Annotated in this window: 29 protein-coding genes and 1 tRNA gene; 12 read left to right on the plus strand and 18 right to left on the minus strand. The window is 39.0% G+C overall.

The annotated features are described in order from the left end of the window. Positions 1 to 12: 12 nt before the first annotated feature. From I6J03_RS07935 to I6J03_RS07955, 5 genes are all read right to left on the minus strand, one after another. Positions 13 to 456: a hypothetical protein gene (locus I6J03_RS07935; RefSeq protein ID WP_003009118.1), complete on the minus strand. Its 444-nt coding sequence runs from the start codon at positions 454 to 456 to the stop codon at positions 13 to 15. Positions 457 to 533: 77 nt separating this feature from the next. Further along, the gene (locus I6J03_RS07940) at positions 534 to 1,664 is read right to left on the minus strand and encodes a TlpA disulfide reductase family protein (RefSeq protein ID WP_003009120.1); all 1,131 of its coding nucleotides are present in this window, start codon (positions 1,662 to 1,664) and stop codon (positions 534 to 536) included. A gap of 94 nt (positions 1,665 to 1,758) precedes the next feature. Then, the gene (locus I6J03_RS07945; RefSeq protein ID WP_003009122.1) at positions 1,759 to 2,598 is read right to left on the minus strand and encodes a TPM domain-containing protein; all 840 of its coding nucleotides are present in this window, start codon (positions 2,596 to 2,598) and stop codon (positions 1,759 to 1,761) included. Next, entirely contained in the window at positions 2,598 to 3,032 is a 435-nt protein-coding gene (locus tag I6J03_RS07950) for a TPM domain-containing protein (RefSeq protein WP_003009124.1), read from the minus strand. The genes I6J03_RS07945 and I6J03_RS07950 overlap by 1 nt, the downstream gene beginning before the upstream one ends. Before the next feature lie 70 nt (positions 3,033 to 3,102). Continuing rightward, positions 3,103 to 3,681, minus strand: a complete 579-nt coding sequence (locus tag I6J03_RS07955; protein ID WP_003009126.1) for a LemA family protein — start codon at positions 3,679 to 3,681, stop codon at positions 3,103 to 3,105. 184 nt (positions 3,682 to 3,865) lie between these two features. Between I6J03_RS07955 and I6J03_RS07960 the strand changes: the two genes are divergently transcribed. The 3 genes from I6J03_RS07960 (at position 3,866) to I6J03_RS07970 (ending at position 6,141) form a co-directional block, all read left to right on the plus strand. Then, positions 3,866 to 5,410 carry an NAD(P)/FAD-dependent oxidoreductase gene (locus I6J03_RS07960; protein WP_003009128.1) on the plus strand — a complete coding sequence of 515 codons (1,545 nt, stop codon included), beginning with the start codon at positions 3,866 to 3,868 and terminating at the stop codon, positions 5,408 to 5,410. Between the two features lie 56 nt (positions 5,411 to 5,466). Beyond that, positions 5,467 to 5,539 (plus strand) — tRNA-Gly (locus I6J03_RS07965). Positions 5,540 to 5,700: 161 nt separating this feature from the next. Next, positions 5,701 to 6,141, plus strand: a complete 441-nt coding sequence (locus I6J03_RS07970; protein WP_201694289.1) for a PH domain-containing protein — start codon at positions 5,701 to 5,703, stop codon at positions 6,139 to 6,141. A gap of 41 nt (positions 6,142 to 6,182) precedes the next feature. Here the strand turns inward: I6J03_RS07970 and sufD are convergent, their stop codons facing one another. The 3 genes from sufD to sufB all read right to left on the minus strand — a co-directional run bounded on the left by sufD (position 6,183) and on the right by sufB (position 9,853). Next, positions 6,183 to 7,487: a Fe-S cluster assembly protein SufD gene (gene sufD / locus I6J03_RS07975; RefSeq protein ID WP_232279766.1), complete on the minus strand. Its 1,305-nt coding sequence runs from the start codon at positions 7,485 to 7,487 to the stop codon at positions 6,183 to 6,185. A gap of 48 nt (positions 7,488 to 7,535) precedes the next feature. Beyond that, positions 7,536 to 8,294: a Fe-S cluster assembly ATPase SufC gene (sufC, locus tag I6J03_RS07980; RefSeq protein ID WP_037460381.1), complete on the minus strand. Its 759-nt coding sequence runs from the start codon at positions 8,292 to 8,294 to the stop codon at positions 7,536 to 7,538. 107 nt (positions 8,295 to 8,401) lie between these two features. Further along, positions 8,402 to 9,853 (minus strand): Fe-S cluster assembly protein SufB, encoded by a 1,452-nt coding sequence (gene sufB / locus I6J03_RS07985; RefSeq protein WP_050767799.1) that lies wholly within the window; start codon positions 9,851 to 9,853, stop codon positions 8,402 to 8,404. Positions 9,854 to 10,184: 331 nt separating this feature from the next. Here sufB and I6J03_RS07990 point away from each other — a divergent pair, with 331 nt between their 5' ends. Further along, positions 10,185 to 10,655 (plus strand): Lrp/AsnC family transcriptional regulator, encoded by a 471-nt coding sequence (locus I6J03_RS07990; RefSeq protein WP_002998128.1) that lies wholly within the window; start codon positions 10,185 to 10,187, stop codon positions 10,653 to 10,655. Between the two features lie 3 nt (positions 10,656 to 10,658). Then, positions 10,659 to 11,741, plus strand: coding sequence for a DUF6695 family protein (locus I6J03_RS07995; protein ID WP_003009135.1), 1,083 nt, complete (start codon positions 10,659 to 10,661; stop codon positions 11,739 to 11,741). On the opposite strand, the gene ung is transcribed toward I6J03_RS07995, so the two are convergent. Next, positions 11,738 to 12,418 carry a uracil-DNA glycosylase gene (gene ung, locus I6J03_RS08000; protein ID WP_003009137.1) on the minus strand — a complete coding sequence of 227 codons (681 nt, stop codon included), beginning with the start codon at positions 12,416 to 12,418 and terminating at the stop codon, positions 11,738 to 11,740. The two genes, I6J03_RS07995 and ung, sit on opposite strands and share 4 nt — an antisense overlap. A 100-nt stretch (positions 12,419 to 12,518) precedes the next feature. Here ung and I6J03_RS08005 point away from each other — a divergent pair, with 100 nt between their 5' ends. After that, a complete protein-coding gene (locus tag I6J03_RS08005; protein WP_002998134.1) occupies positions 12,519 to 13,058 on the plus strand; it encodes a tetratricopeptide repeat protein in 540 nt (179 codons plus the stop codon). A 20-nt stretch (positions 13,059 to 13,078) separates the two neighbouring features. Here I6J03_RS08005 and I6J03_RS08010 read toward each other — a convergent pair whose 3' ends face one another. Further along, positions 13,079 to 13,546: a hypothetical protein gene (locus I6J03_RS08010; RefSeq protein ID WP_003009140.1), complete on the minus strand. Its 468-nt coding sequence runs from the start codon at positions 13,544 to 13,546 to the stop codon at positions 13,079 to 13,081. A gap of 231 nt (positions 13,547 to 13,777) precedes the next feature. Here I6J03_RS08010 and I6J03_RS08015 point away from each other — a divergent pair, with 231 nt between their 5' ends. The 3 genes from I6J03_RS08015 to I6J03_RS22790 all read left to right on the plus strand — a co-directional run bounded on the left by I6J03_RS08015 (position 13,778) and on the right by I6J03_RS22790 (position 15,266). After that, positions 13,778 to 14,557, plus strand: coding sequence for an NYN domain-containing protein (locus I6J03_RS08015; protein ID WP_003009144.1), 780 nt, complete (start codon positions 13,778 to 13,780; stop codon positions 14,555 to 14,557). A gap of 219 nt (positions 14,558 to 14,776) precedes the next feature. After that, positions 14,777 to 14,959: a hypothetical protein gene (locus I6J03_RS08020; RefSeq protein WP_003009146.1), complete on the plus strand. Its 183-nt coding sequence runs from the start codon at positions 14,777 to 14,779 to the stop codon at positions 14,957 to 14,959. Positions 14,960 to 15,134: 175 nt separating this feature from the next. Beyond that, complete coding sequence (locus tag I6J03_RS22790) at positions 15,135 to 15,266, plus strand: hypothetical protein (protein ID WP_003009148.1); 132 nt, start codon at positions 15,135 to 15,137, stop codon at positions 15,264 to 15,266. Positions 15,267 to 15,310: 44 nt separating this feature from the next. On the opposite strand, the gene I6J03_RS08025 is transcribed toward I6J03_RS22790, so the two are convergent. Next, entirely contained in the window at positions 15,311 to 16,381 is a 1,071-nt protein-coding gene (locus I6J03_RS08025) for a fatty acid desaturase family protein (protein ID WP_003009150.1), read from the minus strand. 381 nt (positions 16,382 to 16,762) lie between these two features. Here I6J03_RS08025 and I6J03_RS08030 point away from each other — a divergent pair, with 381 nt between their 5' ends. Further along, on the plus strand, positions 16,763 to 16,954 hold the full coding sequence (locus tag I6J03_RS08030) for a cold-shock protein (RefSeq protein WP_003009153.1): 192 nt from the start codon (positions 16,763 to 16,765) through the stop codon (positions 16,952 to 16,954). 78 nt (positions 16,955 to 17,032) lie between these two features. On the opposite strand, the gene I6J03_RS08035 is transcribed toward I6J03_RS08030, so the two are convergent. The 4 genes from I6J03_RS08035 to I6J03_RS08050 all read right to left on the minus strand — a co-directional run bounded on the left by I6J03_RS08035 (position 17,033) and on the right by I6J03_RS08050 (position 19,890). Beyond that, on the minus strand, positions 17,033 to 17,545 hold the full coding sequence (locus I6J03_RS08035; RefSeq protein WP_003009155.1) for a CinA family protein: 513 nt from the start codon (positions 17,543 to 17,545) through the stop codon (positions 17,033 to 17,035). A gap of 228 nt (positions 17,546 to 17,773) precedes the next feature. Next, positions 17,774 to 17,986, minus strand: coding sequence for a hypothetical protein (locus tag I6J03_RS08040; RefSeq protein ID WP_003009159.1), 213 nt, complete (start codon positions 17,984 to 17,986; stop codon positions 17,774 to 17,776). A gap of 141 nt (positions 17,987 to 18,127) precedes the next feature. After that, positions 18,128 to 18,787: a response regulator transcription factor gene (locus tag I6J03_RS08045; RefSeq protein WP_003009161.1), complete on the minus strand. Its 660-nt coding sequence runs from the start codon at positions 18,785 to 18,787 to the stop codon at positions 18,128 to 18,130. 2 nt (positions 18,788 to 18,789) lie between these two features. Next, positions 18,790 to 19,890, minus strand: coding sequence for a sensor histidine kinase (locus tag I6J03_RS08050; RefSeq protein ID WP_003009163.1), 1,101 nt, complete (start codon positions 19,888 to 19,890; stop codon positions 18,790 to 18,792). Positions 19,891 to 20,325: 435 nt separating this feature from the next. Here I6J03_RS08050 and I6J03_RS08055 point away from each other — a divergent pair, with 435 nt between their 5' ends. Next, positions 20,326 to 20,958 carry a hypothetical protein gene (locus tag I6J03_RS08055; RefSeq protein WP_003009165.1) on the plus strand — a complete coding sequence of 211 codons (633 nt, stop codon included), beginning with the start codon at positions 20,326 to 20,328 and terminating at the stop codon, positions 20,956 to 20,958. 78 nt (positions 20,959 to 21,036) lie between these two features. Here the strand turns inward: I6J03_RS08055 and I6J03_RS08060 are convergent, their stop codons facing one another. Both I6J03_RS08060 and I6J03_RS08065 read right to left on the minus strand, forming a co-directional pair. Then, the gene (locus I6J03_RS08060; RefSeq protein ID WP_003009167.1) at positions 21,037 to 21,714 is read right to left on the minus strand and encodes a DUF421 domain-containing protein; all 678 of its coding nucleotides are present in this window, start codon (positions 21,712 to 21,714) and stop codon (positions 21,037 to 21,039) included. Positions 21,715 to 21,719: 5 nt separating this feature from the next. Next, positions 21,720 to 21,935, minus strand: a complete 216-nt coding sequence (locus I6J03_RS08065) for a hypothetical protein (RefSeq protein WP_003009170.1) — start codon at positions 21,933 to 21,935, stop codon at positions 21,720 to 21,722. A gap of 152 nt (positions 21,936 to 22,087) precedes the next feature. On the opposite strand from I6J03_RS08065, the gene I6J03_RS08070 reads away from it, so the two are divergent. Beyond that, positions 22,088 to 22,660 carry a type 1 glutamine amidotransferase domain-containing protein gene (locus I6J03_RS08070; RefSeq protein WP_201694291.1) on the plus strand — a complete coding sequence of 191 codons (573 nt, stop codon included), beginning with the start codon at positions 22,088 to 22,090 and terminating at the stop codon, positions 22,658 to 22,660. A gap of 74 nt (positions 22,661 to 22,734) precedes the next feature. Here the strand turns inward: I6J03_RS08070 and I6J03_RS08075 are convergent, their stop codons facing one another. Further along, positions 22,735 to 23,253: a pyridoxamine 5'-phosphate oxidase family protein gene (locus tag I6J03_RS08075; protein ID WP_002998166.1), complete on the minus strand. Its 519-nt coding sequence runs from the start codon at positions 23,251 to 23,253 to the stop codon at positions 22,735 to 22,737. Positions 23,254 to 23,498: the final 245 nt, after the last annotated feature.

A 23,498-nucleotide genomic window follows, 5' to 3' on the forward strand; every position in this document is an offset into this window, starting at 1 on the left:
ATGCACCTCCTTTTATTTTAAAAGTGTATTTCTATACGCATCTGTTATCTCCGGCAGCTTGATATCCTGCCCCTCTCTTTGCAATGAATCCGCCAAATTATTGGTCTCTCCAAGAGCCTTGATATAAGCTTGTACAACATCGTCCTCCACATTGATTTCCCTGCCTTCTTTGATATCGACTTGATACCGGTTATTTACCAGTTTGACATGGCCATAAAATCGATATGCAGCAGCCTTCAACAGGGATAGATCTTTCTGTGACAACTGATCAATCCTCGCTTCTGCAGGGAGGTTAACTTCAATAAATTCCCCATCTTTTGCCAGTTGATCAATGGGTGTATCCAATGGCAAAGCGGCCAGAGCGGCCAGATTGATAATCGCTACTCCTTCTTTCTTTGGAGATTGGCAAGCTGAAATCAGAAGGAGACTAATAAATAATGAATAGAGTATCCGCATCTTAATAGTATGATGAATGAATACAAAAGGCTTTCCATAATTGAAAAGCCCTTTGTATGGTTATTATTTTTGATGTATTATTTCAAAATCTCAGAAAGCTTAGCTACTAGAGCTTCTCCTCTTAGATTGGAGGCCACAATTTTTCCCTGCGGATCAAGTAAAAAATTCTGAGGAATTCCTCGGATTGAATACAGTTCTACAACCGCCGATCCCCATCCTTTTAGGTCTGAAACATGTGGCCAGGCCTGCAGGTTATCTGCATTAATAGCATTTACCCATGCATCTTTTTTTCCTTCCTGATCCAATGAAACGCCAAGTACTGTGAAATTTTTGTCCTTAAACTGATTAAATGCTGCTACTACATTCGGGTTTTCATGTCTGCAGGGCCCGCACCAGCTTGCCCAGAAATCTACCAACACATATTTGCCTCTCAATGAAGAAAGTGCCAAAGGTTTGCCTGTGGTATCAGGAAGCGTAAAATCCGGCGCTACAGATCCAACAGCTAATTTCTTCAGATCAGCGATTTTCTGTTCCAGCGCTTTTCCTTTTTTACTGTTTTTCAATTCTGCAGATAAAGCTTTGAACTGAGGCTCTACAAATTCGCTTACGGACTCCGGATCAAGCTTTTCTTCCAGGAGACTTAATGAAATAAAGCTGTTAGGATTTGCTTTTACATATTCATCATTTACTACCTGTTGTTTTTCAAAGATAGCCTGTGCCTTTTCCTGAAGAGCTCCTACAAACTCCTGATCATTTTTCTGCTCTGCAGTAGCTGCCATGTATTCATTATTCAAGGCTGCAAACTGTTCCTCAAAAGGTTTGATTACCTGCTTATAAGCAACAAGGTTATCATTGATCTGATTACCACTTATTTTTGCATCCTTCAGTATTTTATCTCCTTCGATCTTCACCACTCCTTTTGAAAGGTATACAGCCGTGAGATCCGGTTGAGGAATAGACTGAGGATCCAGACCTTCAGGAGAAAGAACTACAAATGCCTGAACCGGCTCTGTAACGGTACCATGAAACTTAAATTCTCCTTTTACTACTGCTGTAGAGTCAAGAAAGGCCTGACCGTTATCTCTATATTGGATATATGCCTTAGCTTTATCTCCGACATTGGCAAGCTTACCATGAACCGTAAAGTCCTCTTGCGCAAATACCAGCGCAGGAATAAGGCTAAGTCCTAAAAAAATCGATTTCTTCATTATAATTTAATTGTATTTGTTTAAAAATCTATGTACGCTATCTATTATAACGGTTTTTAAAGTGTTTTCTGCGGATGTCATTACAAAAATTTTGTTACCATCTTCCGCTTGCTCCGCCACCGCCGAAGCCACCTCCTCCGAAACCTCCAAATCCGCCACCACCGCCGCCGAAGTCACCACCGGAAGAACCGCCACGGCCGCCGCCACCGCCTAACATTCCGTTCAACAGTGTCCACCATATCAGATCATTAGCTCCGCGACCACCTATTACACGGCCGCCGCCATTACCGCCACCACCGCCACCTTTTCGGGCAACCAGCACAATAATGACGATGACTACAAAAATAATAATCTTTAATATGCCTCCTCCTGAAGGCTGTCCCTGAGTCCTGTCAGATGGATCGCTCTTATACTCACCTTTTGTATAAGAAATCAATGCACTTGTTGCCCGATCTATTCCTGTATAGTAATCTCTTTGCCGGAATGCGGGTTTGATTTCATTTTCTATGATTCTATAAGCTATAGCATCAGGTACTGTACCTTCTATACCGTATCCGGTCTGTATAGTTACAGCCCTGTCGCCCAAAGCAACTAACAGCAAAATTCCATTATTATACTTCTTATTACCCACTCCCCATTTCTGCGCTAGTCTGACAGCGTAATCCGCAATGTCGTAATCACCGGTTGTATTCATCACCACTACAGCAATCTGTATGGAAGTAGAATCCTCAAAAGCCAGCAACTTACGCTCAAGCTCCTGCACTTGTGTGCTATTTAATGTGCTTGTATAATCGTTAACCAGGCGATTCGGGGTAGCAGGAAAATCCTGAGCTCCTGCTCTTAGCAACAGCATAAAGAAGAGCGAAAACAAGAACATCGATCTTAAATATGCTTTTTTGATTTTAGACATATTATCTATAAGTATATGGGTCATTAGTTATCACCAAAGTAAACTTCATTCGGCAATTCATTGATATCATCTGAACGACGGGGGTAAAAATGTTGAAGTTTCTTCGCTACACTGTGTACACCGACAATCAAACCATTGGCAAGTTCTCCTTTTCTAAAAGATTCTGCCATCAATTCTTTCGTAGATTCCCAGAAATCCCCTTCTACCCGCTCATTGATACCTGCATCACCGATTATGGCAAAGACATGATCGTCCGCAGCCATATAGATGAGAACACCATTTCGCTGAACAGTATTATGCATCTCCAGTTTCCCGAAATAGGACACTGCTCTTTTTATAGGATCCTTGTCTTTACACATACGTTCCATAACGATGCGAATCTCCCCGGAGGTCATATTTTCAGCCAGACTTATCGCATGAGCGATCTTTTCCTGTTCTTCGCTATTTAATATCTGCATATGCAAGATTAAAAAAAGATGAACAATCGGGATCTGAGATCCGGACTGTCCATCTTATGTATGATTTTCACTAAAATGATACCTGAGGAGCTTTATCAGATCCCTCGGCAGCTTTAAATGTTCCTTTTGATTTAAATCCAAAGATTCCCGCCATAATATTATTCGGAAAACTTCTTACCGTCGTATTGTAATCCTGAACCGCTTCATTGAAAGCTCTTCTTTCTACTGAAATACGATTTTCCGTTCCTTCAAGCTGCGCCTGAAGTTCCAGAAAGTTTTGATTAGCTTTCAGGTCAGGATAGGCCTCTACACTTACTAACAATCGTCCGATAGACTGAGAAAGTGCATCCTGAGTCTGTTGGTAGTTAGCGATAGATTCTTCCGTAAGATTTGAAGGATCGACTGTAACAGATGTTGCTTTGGCGCGAGCCTCTACAACCGCAGTCAAGGTTCCCTCCTCATGTTTTGCGGCACCTTTAACGGTATTAACCAAATTAGGGATCAAATCTGCACGACGCTGGTATGCATTTTCGACCTGAGCCCATTTTGCTTTTACATTCTCATCTTTGGAAACCATTGTATTGTAACCGCAGGAACTGAATGATAATGCTGTGAATAAGCCCACAATTGCTACTAATAATCTTTTCATGTGTAAAGTTTTAATCTAATTAACTTTTAAATATACTAAAATGTTTTTATACCATATGAGTATAGCAAAGCACATACCAATAGCATATTTTTTACGCTTATTTAAAACACCGCTCTACAGGGGTGAAATATTGTCAGTGAATCCTTATCTTTGCATCGTTTTGGGATAAAAACCCAGCCAGACCATGCAAAAAGAAATAGAATTAGCCATTGCTCCTGAATATATACAGGATGAGGCTTATATCCTTGATAAAGGAATTAAAGAACTGCGCCTGCCGGCAGGCCGTATCAAAGGATTCAAAATAAGAAAACGCTCTATCGATGCCAGAGGAAGAAATGTTGTCTTTCGCATCAGAGTAATCTTTTTTATTGACGAAGAGCCTGTTAGCAATATTTTTCATCCGACCCTTACTACTGTTAAAGACGCCAAACCTGTCATCATCATAGGTGCTGGTCCTGCAGGTTTATTTGCCGCATACAGATGTATTGAACGAGGTCTCAAACCTATTGTTATCGAGCGCGGTAAGCCTGTCCGCGAACGCCGCCGCGACTTAGCTAAGATTACACGTGAAGGGGCTGTCAATCCGGAATCCAATTATTGCTTTGGTGAAGGAGGAGCCGGCACATATTCCGACGGGAAGCTCTATACGCGGTCTGACAAACGTGGTGATGTGCAAAATGTATTGCAGATTTTTGTCAATCACGGGGCGACATCAGATATTCTGGTAGACGCACGCCCGCATATCGGTACAAATAAGCTACCGCATATTATTGAAGCGATGCGGGACACCATTCTCGAATATGGCGGAGAATTTATCTTTGACCAGCGTGTCAATGATATCAACGAATCCTTTGGCAACGTAAGGGGTGTCACACTGGCAAACGGATCGCAACTCAAAGCTGAACATGTGATTCTGGCAACAGGACATTCTGCCCGGGATATTTTCGAGCTGTTCCGTCAAAAGAACTGGTTAGTAGAAGCAAAAGCTTTTGCGCTGGGTGTACGCATCGAACATCCGCAGGAGATTATTGATCAGGCACAGTACCATTGCAGCACACGTCATGAAAATCTCCCCCCTGCTTATTACAGTCTGGTAGAACAAGTGGATAACCGCGGTGTATTTTCGTTCTGTATGTGTCCCGGTGGTATAATTGCTCCCTGCGCCACGGATGAAAATGAAATCGTTGTAAACGGATGGTCTCCTTCCAGACGCAATAATCCACATGCAAATTCAGGCACAGTTACACAGATTAATCTGGAAGACGTACCCAATGCTGCCACTGATCCTTTTGCTTTATTGGATTTCCAACGTCAGATCGAACAACAGGCATTCCGCTTAGGCGGAGGTAATCTTGTTGCGCCGGCTCAGCGTATGGTCGACTTTGTTGAGAAGAGAGTTTCTACAGATCTGCCCTCAAATTCATACAAGCCTGGCACTGGAAGTGTAGATCTGGATGAAGTACTTCCTGATTTCGTGTTTAAGGCTTTGCGGGGAGCATTACCTGTATTTGGCAAAAAGATGAAAGGATATTACACAAATGAGGCAATATTGGTAGGTGTCGAGTCCCGGACTTCATCTCCCGTACGTATTCCCAGAGATAAGGAAACCTTACAGCATCCGCAGATAAAAGGCCTTTATCCCTGTGGTGAAGGAGCTGGATATGCCGGTGGTATTGTTTCTGCTGCTATAGACGGGATTAACTGCGTGAATGCCATATCATTACTATAAAATTGAAATTTTATTTGTCAGAATAAAGCACAAACCGTATTTTTGCATTACCAAAAGCGAAAGTAGCTCAGTTGGTAGAGCACAACCTTGCCAAGGTTGGGGTCGCGAGTTCGAATCTCGTCTTTCGCTCAAAAAAGGAAAGCCTTTGAAAATTTTCAGAGGCTTTCCTTTTTTATGTAATTCTCATCGAATATCCTTCTTATCTACACTTTCTGTTAAAATTTATTTTCTCTTTAGCCTTAGAATTCTTACTTTGAGATCCTAATCTATTCTAAAAACTCAGCACTGATATGATTTTCAAAAGCAGAAAAGATCCGTTAGTCCTTGGAGTCATTTTCACCTGTTGCCTTACAATAATAGCCTTCTTACTGATAATGTATATCAAAGAAGGGGCTACCCTGTTTCAAATCCTTATTTCTCTTACCCCTGCCTTGACGGCAATAGGGATATTACTCTGGATGAGCTTCCGTATACAGTATATCATCGGGCCGGATTATATTGATTGCATAGCCGGATTTTATAAGGAACGTATAAAAATAAATGCGATAAGGAGAATTGATACCGATACTACTATGTGGATGGGATTTAAACTTGCAGGAGCAAGAAAAGGTATTATCATTTACTACCATACATATGCGGAAGTATACCTGAGCCCGGACACTAATGATCAGTTTATACGTGAATTATTAAAGGTGAACCCTGCTATAGAAATCCATAAAAAAAGCGTTTAAGAATGATCTTAAACGCTTTTTTTATGCAATCTGCATATTTCTTAATCTCTCAATCCGGCATCTACCAGATTTTCTACATATTGACGTACTAAAGGGTTGGAAAACCTTGTTGTTACATCAAACGCAAAGGCGTGTACCAAAAGTAACCGAGCCGATTCTTCACCGATTCCCCGGGCTCTTAAATAAAACAATGCATCATTGTCAAATTGTCCCATCGTACAGCCGTGAGAACATTTTACATCATCTGCAAAGATCTCTAGCTGAGGCTTGGTATATACTGTCGATTTATCACCAATCAGCATATTATTATTTTGCTGAAAAGCATTCGTTTTCTGAGCATCCTCACGAACAAAGATTTTGCCGTTAAAAACTGCTGTAGAAGTATCCTGAGGAATATTCTTATACCATTCGTATGATTCACAATGCGGTTTCATATGATCTACGACGGTATGATTATCGACAAACTGATTATCAGCAGTCAGATTAATTCCATACAGGTGACTTTCCACATATTCAGCATCCAATCTTACATTGATATCATTACGCACAAAAGATGCTCCCGGGAAATTGCAGTTATAATTATTATATAAACTATATTTTTCCTGATATACTTCTGTATGATTTAAATAATGACTTACAGATGCCGAAACCTGAAGATAGTAGTGTTGTAATTTTGCATTCTCCTGTACTACAATCTCAGTCACTTTATTCTGTACGTTCTTTGCCGAACCGTCTAATGTGATGAATGATTCAATAATTTCAGCTTCTGCATGAGGCTCCAGTACGATCAGGTTACGGGTTTGCGTGAAGAAATCTTCAGCTCCGGTCGCTACGTGTACGATATGAATGGGCTTTTGTAATGTCTTACCTTTTGCCACATCTATATATAAACCTGATGTATATAAAGCTGTGTTCAACGCTACGAAAGGATTCTGTGTCTTATCTGCATAGTGTGCAAAGTGTGTTATAAAATTACCTTCCTGCGCTGCATCATCAATAGGCTTCACAGTCAGACCGATCTCTTCTTCAAGGGAAGAAAATGCCAGAATATACTGACCGTTTACCAATACTATGCGATGTGCATCCAGATCCGGAATATCAGCTTTACTGAAATCCAAACCATCAATATCCACATCCGGATTCAAAACATACGTTTTGTTTACCAGGCTGTGGACATTTGTATATTTCCAATCTTCATTTTTCACGGTTGGAAAACCGACCTGACGAAATTTGTCAAAAGCATCCTGACGTAATTTAGTCAAGGCTACAGTTTCGGAAGCATTTTCCTGCTCCTGAAATCCGTCTACCAATTGTTGAAATAATGAATCTGCTATCAATGTACTCATGTTATTATCTATCCGTCTGCTTGCTACTTCATCCATCCGCTAAGATCCTCAAGCATTTTGTGTGTCTAATTCTTTTAACCAATCGTAACCTTTTTCTTCCAGTTCCAAAGCAAGTTCTTTCGGACCAGACTTTACAATACGTCCATTGTAAAGTACGTGAACGAAATCAGGCACAATATAATCTAATAAACGCTGGTAGTGTGTGATCACAACAAAAGCATTGTCTTTTGAACGCAATTGGTTAACGCCGTTTGCTACAACGCGCAACGCATCAATATCCAAACCGGAATCAGTTTCATCCAGAATAGATAATTTCGGATTCAGCATCGCCAGTTGAAATATTTCGTTACGTTTTTTCTCACCACCTGAAAAGCCTTCATTTAATGAACGATTGGCAAGATTTGCAGAAAACTCTACAAGCTTCTGTTTTTCTTTTACCATCTGCAAGAATTCTTTAGCTTCCATAGGCGCTAAGCCTTTGTAAGCACGAATATCATTTACAGCTGTCTTCAGGAAATTAATATTTGAAACTCCCGGAATTTCTACCGGATATTGAAAAGCCAGAAACAGGCCTTCACGCGCACGGTCTTCCGGAGAAAGATCCAGTAAATCTACACCATCCAATAAGGCAGTACCATCTGTCACTTCGTAGCTTTCACGGCCAGCCAGTACATTTCCCAATGTGCTCTTTCCTGCACCATTAGGCCCCATAATGGCATGAACCTCTCCTGCTTTTACTTCCAGGTTTAAGCCTTTTAATATTTGTTTGTCTTCAACAGACGCATGTAAATTCTTAATACTTAACATATTCTTTATCATTTGGAGATCGGCATCATCGGTTCGGCAAATTACTTTACTTCTGCTGACAGCTCCTTATATTTTTGTCGATATTTAATTTTATTATGATCCTGCTACTATCCAACACTTCCCTCTAAGGAAATAGCCAGTAGTTTTTGTGCTTCCACAGCAAATTCCATTGGTAATTGATTCAGGACTTCTTTGGCATAACCGTTAACAATAAGTCCTACCGCTTTCTCGGAATCAATTCCTCTTTGATTCAGATAAAACACCTGATCTTCCCCGATCTTAGAAGTAGTGGCCTCATGTTCCAATACTGCAGTTCTGTTTTTATTCTCGATATATGGGAAAGTATGTGCTCCGCATTTGTCACCGATCAATAAAGAGTCACATTGTGTAAAATTACGTGAATTGTCCGCATTTGGACCGATCTTCACCAAGCCTCTGTAACTGTTGTGGCTCTTTCCTGCTGAGATGCCTTTAGAAACAATTTTAGAACGTGTATTTTTTCCTAAGTGAATCATCTTTGTACCTGTATCAGCGACCTGCATATTACGAGTCAACGCTACAGAATAAAATTCACCTACAGAATTATCTCCTTTGAGAATAACTCCGGGATATTTCCATGTAATAGCTGATCCGGTCTCGACCTGTGTCCAGGAAATCTTACTGTTATCACCTTTACATATACCTCTTTTCGTTACAAAGTTGTAGATACCGCCCTTACCATCCTTATCTCCGGGATACCAGTTTTGAACAGTAGAGTATTTGATCTCTGCATCTCTTTGAGCAACCAGTTCTACCACTGCTGCGTGCAACTGATTTTCATCACGTGTAGGTGCAGTACATCCCTCCAAATACGAAACGTATGATCCTTCATCTGCGATAATCAGCGTACGCTCAAACTGTCCGGTATTCTGCGCATTGATACGGAAGTAAGTTGACAACTCCATAGGACATCTGACTCCTTTTGGAATGTATACGAATGATCCGTCCGAAAATACGGCAGAATTCAATGCGGCATAGATATTATCTGTCTGGGGAACAACTGTTCCCAGATACTCTTTAACTAATTCAGGATATTCCTGTACGGCTTCTCCAAATGAGCAGAAGATAACTCCCTGTTCTTTTAGTTTTTCACGGAATGTAGTCTTTACAGATACAGAGTCAAAAACAGCGTCCACCGCTACTACTCCGGCTAATATTTTTTGTTCATCCAACGGAATTCCCAATTTTGCGAAGGTAGCAAGCAATTCAGGATCGACTTCATCCAGTGAATTCAATTGTGGTTTTGCTTTAGGAGCAGCGTAGTATGAAATAGCCTGAAAATCAACATCCGGATTTCTAAAATTTTGCCAGGTTGGCATCTTTAACGTCAAAAAATGACGGAAAGCTTTCAAACGCCACTCCAATAACCATTCCGGCTCATTCTTCTTTTCAGAAATAAGTCGAACCGTATCTTCTGTCAAGCCTGTAGGAGCAATATCCATTTCAATATCGGTCGTAAAACCGTATTTATACTCCTCCTGCTCCAGCTCTTTTAAAATATCGTCATCTTTGGTACTCATATCTCTACTCTTAATCAAAATCTTCTGAGTATTATCACTCAGTTTCAAGCTACAAAGGTACGACTTTAGAACCTAAAAAAATACTTTTTAATCGGTTAGATGGCTTATTTATGACAAAAAATATGACTTCGATCACTTTTGCTCTTTATTTCCCATCGGAACATCATTCTAAAGCCTCATAAACAAGTTAAACCGCTATAAACAAAGTAGTTAAGTAAAAATCAAAATTTTTCACATCAAGAATAATTGTTTATACAGAGAACCAATAACCAAATATTATTCGGATATTTTTTGTTATCTTTACATTTAATCATAAAACTAAATTGAAAATATGCCTTTTCAGCCTGACAAAACTGACTTAAAAATTTTGAAGCTTCTTCAAGAGAACGGTCGGGTGACCAACCTGCAGTTAGCTTCAAGCATTGGCCTTTCTCCTGCTCCAACGCTGGAACGCGTACGTAAGCTGGAGAATTCCGGGTTTATAAAAAGCTATCATGCTTTTGTGGACGAGGAAAAGCTGGGGCTGGGAATTAAATCTTTTATACAGATTTCTTTAGATTTTCATACTCATAATGCAATTCCTGAATTTGTGGAAGCTGTAAAGGGAATTCCTGAAGTAACCGAATGCCACCACGTAACCGGAAATTGTGATTTTATCTTAAAAGTGTATGTGAAAGACATTAAAGCTTACGAAGCTGTCATCATGGAAAAGATATCTAAAATTCCTTTTGTAAAGACATTCCAGACGATGATGATCATGTCTACCAGTAAAAAGGAGCCTATCATCCCTTTGGAATATTAGCCTATGGATAAGACTGTACCGGAGTTTAAAGATTTTGCATTGATTCTTGCCTGGCCCGATTCAACAATACGGGGCGATGAAGCATGGATGATGTTTTTCAAAAAGATAGGGATTGTAAAAAACTTAAATTTCAAGGTCGGTCATACAGGCATTGTACTGGTCAGCGCAACCTCCGGTGAACTCTTGTACTATGACTTTGGAAGGTATATTTCTCCAAGAGGGCATGGCAGAGCCCGGTCTAAAAAATCTGATCCCAGATTGGCCATCAATTTCAAAGCCCGGTTTGATAAGCAGGGAAAGATCAGCAATCTGGAAAATATTGTGCATCACTTTGAATCTATGCGCGAGGATATGCAGGGATTCGGTGAATTGTATTTCTCAGTAGCGGAAGACATCAACTTTGATCAGGCTAAAAATTATGCAGATAGTATTGTGCTTCAGGGATCTACTCCTTACGGAGCTGTAGCACGCGGAAACAACAACTGCTCCCGCTTTATTACAAGGCTGCTATTCAACTCCTCTCAAAAATATACATGGCTGCACTGGATTAATTTTCCGGAAACAATCAAGTCCAGCCCTATTAGTAATGTCGTAAATGCAAATCATTGCAGATCTGTCTATTCCTATAGCCCGGCAAACGGGTTAAAAAATTTCAGAATGAACCGCTGGCAATCGTTTTTGTTCTTACTCAGCAAATTGGCTGACAATGTCCGGAGCCAAAAGGCAGCTTTGCTGCCTGATGATCTTATCATTGGCGGAATGGAATGTGATTGTAAACCGGCTTCAGTTCCGGATGGATCTCAATATCTGGGCGGAGTAGGTGAAGGCGCATGGTATGCCTTTCGCATAATGGGAAATCAACAGATAATTGTCTCACGCTATACACCTACCGGCCAGTGGGAATATTCTGTAGTCGGAGTTGCCGATCCGGCTTTGAATCCGGAACAACCTTTTCAAATCACGTATGACAGTCACCTCATGACCACCCATGTTATCCAGCGAGGTGTGAAACTCAACATCAGACACGTGAAGAGACTTTCTAACAGCGAACTTACACTTCAGAGAACTGCAGAACAATCTGCTTAATCAATTGCTATCCGCCAGTCTATCGGTAATCTTCCATGATCTTTTAAATATTCATTGGCTTTGGAGAAATGTTTACAACCAAAGAAGCCACGGTATACAGACAAAGGTGAGGGATGCACTGCAGTGAGAATCAGGTGTTTGCTTTTGTCTATCAGAACAGCCTTTTTCTGAGCATAGCTACCCCATAGAATGAAAACAACGTGTTTGCAGTGTTCGGAGATCTTTTGTATAATCTGATCTGTGAATAATTCCCAACCTCTTTTTTGATGCGAACCCGCCTCATGCGCCCTTACGGTAAGGGTGGCATTAAGCAATAACACGCCTTGTCTGGCCCATTTTGTCAGGTTGCCTGTAGCTGGATATGTAAATCCCGGAATGTCTGTCTGCAATTCTGAATAAATATTGCGTAGTGATGGAGGAAGCGCAACACCATCCGGCACAGAAAAGGAAAGCCCATGTGCCTGACCGTCATTGTGATAAGGATCCTGCCCCAGTATTACCACCTTAACTTCATCCAACGGAGTCAGTTTAAACGCATTTAAAACCAGATCTTCGGGAGGAAAGATCAGGCAACGTTGCCGTTCCTGCTGTACAAATTGTGACAATGACCGCATGTAAGGTTCTTTAAAGAGCGGCTTCAAAATCACGTCCCAACTTTCATCATAACGCTTTTCCATATTTCAAATTTACAATTTTTACAATTTTATCCCGTCAACAAGTTGTACTTGCGGCTAAATTAACGGATATTTGCAATTTAAAGTACAAAATCAAAGACACATGTCAAATCTAATTCGAATTATTATCAGCTGTCTGCTGTTAGTCGGTACCGTTGTCCTTTTTTGGTTTGGACAGTGGGGATGGGGAGTTTTAGGCATTCTGATCACTATATTAGCCTGGGTAACGGTATTTTTCAATGAAAATATGCTGTTGGCTCAATGGTTTATGCGTAAAGAAAAAATGGATAAAGCAGAACAGTGGTTAAACAGAATTACAAACTATGAAAAACAACTGATCCCTGCACAGCACGGATATTACAATATGCTAATCGGACTTATTGAATCCCGAAGAGCACCGTTACAATCTGAAAAATTCTTTAAGAAGGCGCTATCTCTGGGACTTCATATGGATCATAATGTAGCCCTTGCCAAATTGAGTCTGGCAGGTATTGCTATGGCTAAGCGCAATAAAAGAGAAGCTGAAAAATATTTACAGGAAGCTAAGAAAGCGGACAAAAATAAATTGCTGACAGAGCAGATCAAGATGATGAAAGATCAGATGGGCATGATGGATCGTCAACAAATCCGGTACTCAAGATAATACAAAAAAAAGGCTGTCAGTTACAAATTGACAGCCTTTTCTATAAATTTACCAACTTCAGCGCTGTCTTCAAAAACGAGTTTGACAGCTTTTGCTTTATTTCCCTTCGTCCAGTTATCTACCGTAATCTTAAAGGCTACCGGAACTTCATCTTCCATAAAATAATGGAGGTAATTCTGTCTGTCGGATAGCTTGATCAACACCTTCCCCATCTGCATTGTCGAATACATATAGGTCTGTCCTTTCGTATCCAGCACTTGAGTGGCAAATGTATTCAGCTTAAATTCTCTCGGATTCTTTTGATAGGAGATTAAAAAAAGATCCAGTGTCAGTGTTTTCGTCTTTGCGTCTACACTTACATTTTTCACATCGACCTGAATATCATCAACCAGTTCAGGAACGGTATCTGCCTCCTGCGCTAAAGACAGCCCTGGAATAATCAGCATTCCCAAAAGAAGGACACAGTAGCCTATTATGTTTTTCTTCATAACTATTATCAACGTTTTAATCACGGTTTCATTGCTCCGTTGGGTTGAATCACTAAAAATAGTAATTTATCAGAAAAAACAACAAATCTCAATTTGCCAAAGTATTATATTTTGATCCCTATCTGCATGCAGCATACTCAATAAATTTTTATAAATTAGGAACTATTGGACATAGAGGTAAAAGGATGTATCCTAATCTCCTATCCTGATGCAAATAACAGATACACAGAAATGAACGATTCCAAATTTAATATCGCTGTTCTAATTGATGGAGACAATGCTCAGGCGAGTCTGATTAAAGAGTTGATAGCTGAGGTTTCCAAATACGGAAAAGCTACAATCAGACGTATTTACGGAGACTGGACGAGTCCGCAAATGAATAGCTGGAAAGATATACTAAACGAATATTCGATAAATCCAATTCAAAAATTTTCATACACTTCCGGAAAAAACTCTACCGACAGTTCTCTTATCATAGATGCTATGGATATCCTGCATGGCAAGAGTGTGGATGGCTTCTGTATTGTATCCAGTGACAGTGATTATACCGGATTAGCAAAGCGGATCAGGGAGGAGGGACTATTTGTAATGGGAATAGGCCGAAAAATCACTCCTATCGCATTTGTCAACTCGTGTGAAATCTTTACTTTCACAGAGAATCTGGTGGAGGTAGAAGAAATTGCTGCTGTGCCTGCAGATAACAAAAAAAGACAAACAAGAGCAATCGCAGAAAAAATCAATAAAAAACCCGAAACTGTTAAAATATCCAAAGCGGTCTTACCGAAGTCTGAAATGATCAAAATTGACAAGGCCTTCTCGATTGCGACAAATGAAGATGATGAAACCTTTATTGCCAAAATCGGACTGGCTTTACGAAAAATTGACCCTAGTTTTGATGCCCGCACCTTCGGGTTCAAAAATCTCACCCAGCTATTAGATAGTCTGGATAAATATGAAATTATAAAAAACGAAGTAAACGGTTTGAATCATCCTCTTGTCAAGCTGAAATAGCTTAAAGCAACCGGAGACATATTAAATTAAAAATCTGATTTACAGATATTTTTAGTATATTCAGTAAATTCATCTTTAGGAAGCCCTATTGGTATAAAGATGCTCAGGTAGATTACTACTTTGTTTTTAGTCTGAACCCTATTCTCCTGTCATTTGACCTGAAAATATGCCTTCATTGTAAACGCACTGCAGCCTGTTTTAACTTTAAAACTTGTTACAATGAATGCTTTCACTCCTTATTACCATGTCTATAACAATCAGACCAAAATTATCTTCATATCCAAGCTGGATTTTACAAGCACAGACTCTTCATTTCTGTACCGGATAAGCAAGCAAATTATACGCTTTCAGTTTGATACTCCTGAATATCATGATTACACCACATTACCCTTAGCAATGTAGAAAGCTAAAGAAGGAGCTTTTATTATACAATCTTTGATTTTAGAGGGACAGAAAATCGTCTCTGCACTAAAGAAAATACAGATATGATCATTACATAGATCTCAATTATCATCTTTTAGATGCTGAAATCCAAAAACTGGAACGTCAATTAAAAAACAAATAAATATAGACTATCATGAGCAAAGACAAGAAAACACCGAAAGGCACAAAGCCAAAAGAGACTTCAGACTACCAAAAAAGTAAAGATTTGGGCTCGAAAGAGATTACTATTCTAAACAACAAGTCCATACACGGTAAAAAGAAATAGAGCTTCCCGAATTTTGAAATTATAGCGAAGTAAACGTCGGCGGACTATGCATGAATGGACATTTTATGAATATGCCGGATGTGAGACCACAAGGCCTGCCCCAGACTTTTAAATTCGATATAACCTATACCATGATCTTTACAGGTCTGCTTTACAAGTTTATTGATCTCCGGATAGTGTATATGGCTGATCTTGGGGAACAAATGATGCTCAACCTGATAATTAAGTCCCCCCAATAGCCAGGAAAGCAATTTATTGTTTGTTGAAAAATTAGCTGTTGTTTCCAGCTGGTGAACCATCCACTCTTCTTTTATATCTTCATGTTCCTTGACAGTAGGAAAATGGGTTTCACCTACGACATGGGCCAGCTGAAATACAAATGCAAGGCATAGACCGCAGCTCACAAAAGCAATAGCAAGACCTATACATGCTGCTTGCCAACCTGCAAAACAGACGGGCAATACAATGAAAATACCCAGATGGAAAACTTTGGTTATCCAAAAAATAGCTTTCTCTTTTGTTGGAAAACGAAAACTATCGCCACCCTTATTCATTGTTCCTCTGAAATATTTTTCATAATCCTGGTAGAATACCCAGGCCATATACGATATGGAATAAAGCAGAATAAAGTAGATATACTGAAATCTATGGTACCAGCGAAAGGGCTGATCGTCATGCAGCCGCATAAACTTGACATCTATATCGTGATCATGCCCCTGTACATTGGTATAGGTATGGTGAGCAATATTATGTTTTAGTTTCCAGAAGTAGATGCTTCCTCCCAATAAGTTGAGACTGTAAGAGAATACATGATTGACTTTCTTATTTGCAGAAAAAGTATCATGTCCCGCATCATGCATAATATTAAAACCAATACCCGCCAGATTACATCCGAATATGATACTCAATACAATTCCCAGCCATGCCGGATAGGAGAAGAAAACAAGAAATACATATATTGATAAAGCTGATACAATAAGCAGAATAGCTTTAAGAAAGAGACGAAAATCCCCAACTTTTTCTTTGGAATTGGTACCGAAATATTGATTTACCCTGTTACGAAGGTCTTTGGAAAATAATGAGCTACCATTATTTATGAACTTTATTTTTGACATTAGATACAATTACGCCCTGAATTAGAGCACTGATATTAATGATCTTGTCAGAATGTGATATTCAAAGATAATAAAATAAAAGGGTTAAGGTTGAATTCCGAAGTTAAATATATGTTAATAATGCTTTGACTGGAAAACTATTTTGGATAAAAACCGGCCTGAAAATACTACTGAAAAAGAGAACAGCAGCAGCAGGTTTCTTCTTTCAGATATCCCTGATTCTCAACTTTTTTAAGCTTTTTTGTTACAATTGCAAATTGTTAAAATGGCATAAAACAACAATTAAGGCCTTTTACCATAATGAAAAAATTTTTTAAAGGTATTTCGAAATTTAACCAAAATAAAACCGTACTCTTGTATAAATAATTTTAATACAATACAATGAATACAGGAACTGTAAAGTTTTTTAATGAAACTAAAGGATTTGGTTTTATTACTCCTCAAGATGGTAGTGGTGATATTTTCGTACACACTACAGGACTTAAAAACCAAGTTAGAGAAGGTGACGAAGTTACCTACGAAGTAGAGCGCACTCCAAAAGGATTGAACGCTATCAATGTGAGATTAAGCTAATTACTACTATAGTTTTTTTTGCATAAGCAGTTTTTTTTAGAAAGAACTGCTTTTTTTGTCCCCTGCTATTGCTTAACGCTAAATCTTATCTTTATCCTGCGTCTCTGACAGCAACACCATTTCGTACAGATTCTCAATGATCTCATTGGCTGTCGCCGTTATGATGTCATGTGCCTCTCCTGTAAAAAGACATTTTTTATTTATAAATGCATTCAAATATTGGATCTGAATGAAAACTGTTCCTACGGGGTTTTCAGGATTACTGGCTTTATCTTCAAATGCAAATCCTGTGACTGCCACAGCAATATGTGCTTCATACTGTTCCTTTAGGCCATTTAGTAAGGCATGAGTGACCTCTTCGGATACAGCACCTGCCTTTTTGATAAGTTTCGGATCAACACCCAGACTGGAGATTTTCATATCATCATGATAACAGACCACAGAGCCCAAAAAATAATCTCCGGAATTGATTTCCAGACTTATTACGGACGCTACAAATCCGGCTGTCATACTCTCAGCAAGTATAAGTTTGAGTTTTTTTTTACTAAAATATGCTCCGCAAAAGTTCAGTTTATCGCTGTTAATCTCCATATACGTTTTAAGTTTATCTGCTAAAAGGCTATTTTACCTCCTGATTTCTTCCATAGTATAATGTTTTGGTGATCTATCTGTCTTTAAAAAAGACAAAATAGAGTATTGCTAAAATGATGATTGCAATTAAGATGGTCCAATATATAGCGTATCCTGCAGGTTGATCATCCGGCTCTTCTAAGATAGTCTTAGCTACTTTTTTCTTTCTGAATAACATGGCGTTCCTTTTTATCTGGTATCAGTGTTAGATGTATCGGTTACATTGGAATCGATGGGCATCACTAAAGAGTCTGCCTGACTCTGATTGTAACGGGTGTCTTCTCCATTTGTGGGAGGAACAGTTGTTGATTGTCCGCTATTCTCTGTTTTTGAGTTTCCACATGCGGCTACAGAAAGCATACAGCCTGCAGCGAGCATCATTATTAATTTTGTCTTTTTCATAGTATTGTGATTTTTAGTGGGTAAAAAAATCTATATACTATAAAAACACCCTTTATCAACAGTAAGTTTACAACTCTGTCGATAAAGGGTGTTTATCCCTGTATTCCACGTATTTATACGGTATAGTACTTTTAGTGATTTTTAATCGATTAAACCATTAAGAATAGCAAATTTGATCAATGCAGGTGTATTCTTGGATTTGGTCTTATCAATGAGACTCTGTCTGTGTCCCTCAACGGTACGCTTACTCAGAAACAAACGTTTGGATATTTCCAGATTCGTAAGACCTTCACCCAACAATTCCAGGACCTCCAATTCCCGTGATGAAAGATCCAGCTCAGCGGGATCGATTTTTGTGGGTTGTGTTACTGCTTTTTCAATAAGCTTATCAATAAACTTCATTGTCAATTCTTCACACAGGAATCGCCCCCCTTTTGCGACATGATTGATGCAGAAGATCATCTCTTCCGCAGCCACGTTTTTTACCAGATAAGCTTTAGCTCCACTTTGGAAAGATTTGGCGACATGCTGATCACAATCGAGCATAGTAAGAACAATGACCTTAAGAGCAATATTACGCGATTCAATCTCTTTCAGCAGTTGAAGACCGTCAATATTATGCATACTCAGATCGGTAATCAGGATATCGGCCTCTGTTCCCGAGGTCAAAAGATCCAACACTTCTTTTCCGCTTCCGACCTCTCCTACTACTTCAAAATTTTCCTGAGAATCCAACAATAATTTGATTCCATTTCTGACCACTAAGTGGTCTTCTGCTAATATTATTCTGATTTTTCTCATATTTATATTACTTGCAACGTTACAAGCACGGTAGTTCCGGTGTTTTGTGTTTTTATTTTTATACTGCCATTATAGAAATTGATTCTGCTTTGAATGTTTCTCAATCCAGACCCTTCTTCCATGCATTCTTTTACATCTTTTTTAAATCCTTTTCCATTATCTACTACTTCCACATTTACCCAGTCTTCTTTTCTCGATACTTTGACACGGATTCTAGTCGCCACAGCATGTTTCATACAGTTGTTTAAGAGCTCTTGTACAATCCGGTAGATAGCGAGTTTCATTTCATCAGATAATTGCTCGCACTTCTCCTGTACCAAAGGAATAACCTGAAAATCCGGAATAGAAATCCGCTCAGACATCGATCCTATCGCTGCCTTCAATCCAAAATCATGCAATACAGAAGGCACAAGGTCCATTGATATATTCCGGATCTGAAAAATAGCTTCATTCAACATTTCTTTGATCGGCAGCATCCAATCTTCCTCTCCCGATTTTAGTGTCTGATGCTGAAGATTGAGCCGGATTGCATAGAGCAGCTGGGCAGTACTGTCATGTAATAAATGTCCAATATTTTGTCGTTCCTGTTCCTGGGTAGCAATAATAGTATGGTAGATCTCCTGCTTTAATTCCAGTAACTGACCATTCGGACTAAACTCTTTATCAAAGATAAGCAAACAATATTGCTCATCGCCTATCTTTGTTTTGTATTTGCGAACATAAGTATCTGTTATTAATACTTTATTTTTATCCTTTACAAACCCCAGACTGACAAGTAAGGGTGCCTTTAACGCCTGACTATTCTGTAAAACAGACTTTAGACTGATTGCATCTTCTCCTGTCAGAAATTCAAAAACAGGCCTGCCCAATATTTCATTCGGCTTATACTTCAACATCTTTTCCAGTTTCTTGTTGAGACGTGATATTTGAAAATAACGATCAAGAAGCAGAATCCCAAACGGACCTTCTTTGAAAAAGATATCGAAACAAAGTTCGTCCCGATCAAAATCTTCATCGAATAGCGAATACTGTGCTTTATTATTGACAGACTCCTGCTTAGGTTCAATACAATTCCCTGCTTCGTTGCCTATTTTTTCATTCATAATATTTTTCGCTGATTACACACTCTATATACGCTTAACACTTTATTATTAACCCGTATTCATCGTAATACAACAACTCTTGTTTTCAAATGTTTTATAACTTATCCTATTAATTTAAGCAAAGCTCCGCTGATGAATCAGCTTTCCATAAAAACTCCTCTTCCTGAAACTTAAAAAGGCAACTTACAGCTATTCTGGATTACGTTATAGTACTATTGAGAGATATATCCTGATATAATAGAAAATATCTCGCTAAATATAATTGTTAAATTTATAAGAGATACAGAGTTGATCTGAATTTTCCTTCTTATTCGCACAAATCAGGTATTTAACGCTAATTTTTTTCAACTTAACCGCGACAAATACCTGACTTTAATTATTATAAAACATCATCATCTTGTCGCCGTTTTTACAGTACATCTAATCTCTGATATTATGAAACATGAAATTCCGATTCAGCAGACCGGCCGTAGTATGGATGCTTCAGAATCTATATGCTTCCCTGAGAAAGTGGATGCTAAAGATTTTTATGAAATAGTTCGTAACAGGCTCCTTAGAATAGATAACTGGTATGCATTAGCTGAACTTCCTATGGCTTCTTTCATACAAATTGATCAAAATGGCCAGGAGACTACTGATTTACCAAAAGTTGGAAACTTTATTAAAATTGACATTCCGGGTCCAGGCTTATCAAGTACCCGCGGTTTTGATTTCGTAAGAATCGAACGCATTGATGAAACAGATGAAGATAATCTTCAAACGCTAACATTAACATTGCGCCCAAGTACGGATCCTATTGATCAGTCCGATAATGAAATCAAGCACTTTTTTAAGGATATAGCGACTTCTACCTTACAGATTCAACGGATTAATAATAGTATTAATGTAAATTATTTTGGCCGAAATGAACTTATGAATCTGGATGTGGAAGCACTTACTGATAAATTACGCAATTTCTTCGTAGGAATGGGTGCACGTTTGGGCGCTTCATTTCCACAATGGAAACTACTACTTAAAGGTTTAGTAAACAGCAATATTATCCAGGGAAACAGGAATAAGCCACTTTAGAATATTCGACAACTTTTCTTTTATACACTTCAATAACTATTTTTCTTTAAAAGTCTTCCTCCCCGGAAGACTTTTTATTTAAATCCTTGTGCTATCCATCGCTTTCGCCCATTTTGTACGGTTGCAGCGCCTACAAAAACCTCCTTCAGGCATTACTTCCTCTACTCTTCCACAATACATACAGGCAAAAGGACCAGATTGAAACTCCTCCTTTACCTGCCGGTAATCATCCGGGAATAGGGGTAATCCGTACTTTACTTCCTTATCTGCATAAAAAAGTATACTCATTGTGCCATCTACTTCTAATACTGCCATTTTTACCTGGCCCAGATGCTCTACGGATTGATTGCGTAATTCAGAGAAAAACTCCATCTTCGAAAAATCTCCGTCATGCTCATGTTTCAGATCAAACTCGCCTGCTCTGACCACAACCATCGCCCGGCCTTCGAGCATCTTATTGAGAAAAGCAGATTTTGATGAAGCCCATGTCACGAATTTATAAATCAGTATGATGGAAAATAACACGACAAACGCATACAGCACCGGGAGCTCTTCCTGAAACATTGGATCACCGGCAGCAGAACCCAGACTCAGGATGATCGCCACTTCAAAAAGGGTCAACTGCCTCACACCTTTCTTGCCCGACAACCGAAGAATAATCAGTATCAAAGCAAACATTATAACAGAGCGAACAACAATCTCTCCGAGAAACCCCCATTCCACTCCCTCTAAAAAGATCTTTCTGAAGCCGTCCATAGAAACTATTTTTTAGACGTTTTTTTCTTAGGCTCTTTAGGGTAGGTATGCATATCAGGCATAGTATGAAGCTGCCCGACCTGAGGATCTACCCCTGCTTCTCCATCCTTTTCCTGTTTCTTGTCACGTTTTTCAACTACAGATGTAATAGTCTTTTGCTTTTTGGGTTGTCTTTCCTTATTAATGATTCCAACTTTTGCGTTCTCCTTTTTAATAGCCATAGTCTTTAAGTTTTAATGATGATTTGTTTTAATAGAACACAGATACTATGCTGAAAGTTTTGAAACCTTTATTGTGGGTTGGGGACTATGTGATATACCTGATCGGATCAGATTAATACGCGATGTATGCTGTACATTAAACAATCGCTTACATGAGCTTGTTTACTAAATACATCTATACACATATTATTATGAACAAAATAGCCATATTAGCTGCAGACGGTTTTGAAGAAATCGAATTAAAATCGCCAAAAATATATTTGCAGAACAAGGGATTTCAGGTAGACATTGTCTCGCCAAAAGACATTGAATTTGTACGTTCATGGAATCATTTTGACTGGGGTCCTTCTTATCCTATTGATGTACATCTTGCAGAGGCTGACCCCGCCGTTTATGAAGCCCTGATCTTACCCGGAGGAACACTAAGTCCTGATGCCTTGCGTGTGCTACCCAAAGCACTGGATTTTATTAAGCATTTTATCGAACAAAAGAAACTGATAGCAGCAATCTGCCACGGAGCCTGGCCGCTTGTAGAACTTGATTATGTAAAAGGAAAGAGAATGACTTCTGTCAGTAATATCCGCTCCGACCTCAAAAATGCCGGGGCAATCTGGGAAGATGAAGCAGTCATTCAGGATGGCAATCTCATCAGTAGCCGTACTCCTGACGATTTAGAGTTCTTCAATAGTGCTGTAACAGCCTATCTGGAAGAAGTAATACTTTAATTCTAATCCTTAAAAAAATGCGGGCATTTCAAAAATAGAGATGCCCGCATTTATATTTTATACATCGATACCAGCTATACGGTAAGATCGCCATGAATACCATCGTGATCCGGTTTTCCGGTCAGCAGAGATTTCAGCATTTTGAAAGCTGCTACAGGAGCAATATTCTTATTATCCCAATAATGGCCTTCTAAGATCTCTACCCTTAACAAAACAATCCGGGGATCTTCCGGACCATCAAACCAGATTTCTAATGCAGGACTCCAAAGTTCATTGATTTTTTCCTGGTCTTGCATTTCTTCAGCTATTCCATATAGATTCAGAAAACCAGCTCTCTTGCCACTTTGCATCATAAGATTGACAAAAGGATCTTTAGCGACTTCTTCATCCTTATGAGTCTGAGAAGAGGTCATAAACCACAGATAACCGTTATCATCTACCTGCAGTACTGTCATTGGTCGTACAGAAAGTGGCACCCCTGTGCGTATATCCGTACAGAAAAAGCAGGTTTTGGCATCATCTACAATTTCTCTTATTTTTTCTAACGCCTTTTGTCCGTCCAGATTTTCTTCTCTGTTTTGTTCAGTGTTCATATTATATCTCCTATTAGTTTTTTTATTCTTTATCAGTTACACACCATTATGGAATGCTGATCTGTCTAAAAAACAATTATTGATACCTTAAAGTTTACCTGTCATCGCAATCAGGTATAAAGAAGTATAATTCGTATTTATACGGAAAGAATAATAATTAATACCCGATATCACAGCTCAAAAACATTTAACTCGCTAACAAACAGCAACTTAAATATATTACATAAAATTATAGACTAAACTTT

This window comes from Sphingobacterium spiritivorum (assembly GCF_016724845.1).
Taxonomy (GTDB): Bacteria; Bacteroidota; Bacteroidia; order Sphingobacteriales; family Sphingobacteriaceae; genus Sphingobacterium; species Sphingobacterium spiritivorum_A.